This window comes from Rhodococcus sp. T2V (genome assembly GCF_029269925.1).
Lineage (GTDB): Bacteria > Actinomycetota > Actinomycetes > Mycobacteriales > Mycobacteriaceae > Rhodococcus_F > Rhodococcus_F koreensis.
Genome location: NZ_JARJBD010000280.1, coordinates 1 through 1,532 on the forward strand (window position 1 = coordinate 1; position 1,532 = coordinate 1,532).

A 1,532-nucleotide genomic window follows, 5' to 3' on the forward strand; every position below is an offset into this window, starting at 1 on the left:
GGGGGCTATCCGACTGGGGATCGGAGGTCGGGGGTTCTGATCTGGGCTGGCGGCGGCCATGTGGAATCAGCAGAGAAACGATCAATCCGAGGGCTCCGACGGCGGCTGCGGTGAGGTAGGCCGCCTGGAATGCCTCGGGTGTGTATACCGGTGAGCCGGCCACGACAGCGGCCACGGAACTGCCGAGGATGGCGAAGATCAGAACTTGCACCACCGCGCCCGCAATCGAATTGACCGATGCATTCATGCCGAGGGCGACGCTCCGCTGGTCTTCGGGTGTGGCGATGAGAATCAGGCTGGAAGCTGCCGCTATCGACATCGTCGCGATGCCGTAGATGCCGTAGACGGCGATCGCGACCGCCGGCGAGGCGTCGAGATTGAAGGCAAGAAACACCGATGGAACTGTCCAGCAGACACCTGCGATGATCATATGGGTGCGGTAGCCGATCGATCGGACAGTGAGCCCGACGACGATTCCGGCGACAACAGTGAGAATTCCGAACGGAATGGTCCACAGCCCAATTTGCAGGGCGTTGAGGCTGTGGCCGTAGGGTGCAACATCTTTCGGGGTTGACCATTGGAGCACGACCAGGACGTTCACGCTCGCCGTCACGCCATAGAACAGCGCCGACGCGGCCACCGGTGTTGCCACCGCATGACGGGAGATGAGCCTGAGGTTCACCAACGGGTCACTGCTCCGCTTCGACTGCAGCGTCCACACCGCCAGTGCGAGCAGGCCGATAGTCGTGAAGCCGACCGTGAACTGATCCCATCCTCGATTCTGCACCTGAGACAGGCCGATCAGAATGCCGAAGACACCACAGCCGAGGAGAGCGGCTCCCAGATAGTCCACCCGAGCGAGGACACGAAGTGGTGTCTCCGGAATAATGGCCAGCGCAATCGCCCCGGAGACCAGGCAGATCACCAACTGGAAGACGAAGGGCGCCCCCACCCCCCAGATTCCTACCAACCATCCCGACAGCAATGGACCGACGATGAGCACGATGCCCGACCCGTTCAGCGCCAGCGCGATGGCCAGCGATCGCATCCGTGGCGGGAAAACGTCCCGCATCAGCGCCACCGCAATGACTGCGAACGCGGATCCTGCCGCCATCAGAACTCGGCCGGCGAGCAACACACCGAACGACGGCGCAACGGCACAGAGCAGACAGCCCAGCGCGGTGGCGACGACGCCACCACCGAGGATCCGCTTCTTCCCGTACACATCGGCAAGTTTGCACAAGAACGGAACCGCCACTGCGCCCGCGAGCATCACCGTCGTCATGACCCACACGACGTTGCTGGTCTGATACTGCACAGCGATGCTACCCAGGACCGGACTGTACAGCGTGAAACCGAACGCTGACTGCTCGGCAAGCATCACCAGAGCCGCCGTCGCGATGATCCAGTAGCCGATCCCACGATTCTGAACGGCAACGACCTTAGCCTGCCGAAGAGCGTCGACGGTCGTTTCGGCCACCTGAGTGGACTCGTCGACCACCTCGACACCGAGACCGTGGTCCTCTCCGAAC

At 62.6% G+C, this 1,532-nt stretch carries 1 protein-coding gene; it reads right to left on the reverse strand.

Going from position 1 to position 1,532, the window contains the following annotated elements:
• Positions 1-1,501, reverse strand: a 1,501-nt coding sequence (locus P3H15_RS53890; RefSeq protein ID WP_276144805.1) for an MFS transporter, incomplete at its 3' end; no start/stop codon positions are given.
• Positions 1,502-1,532 lie beyond the last annotated feature (31 nt).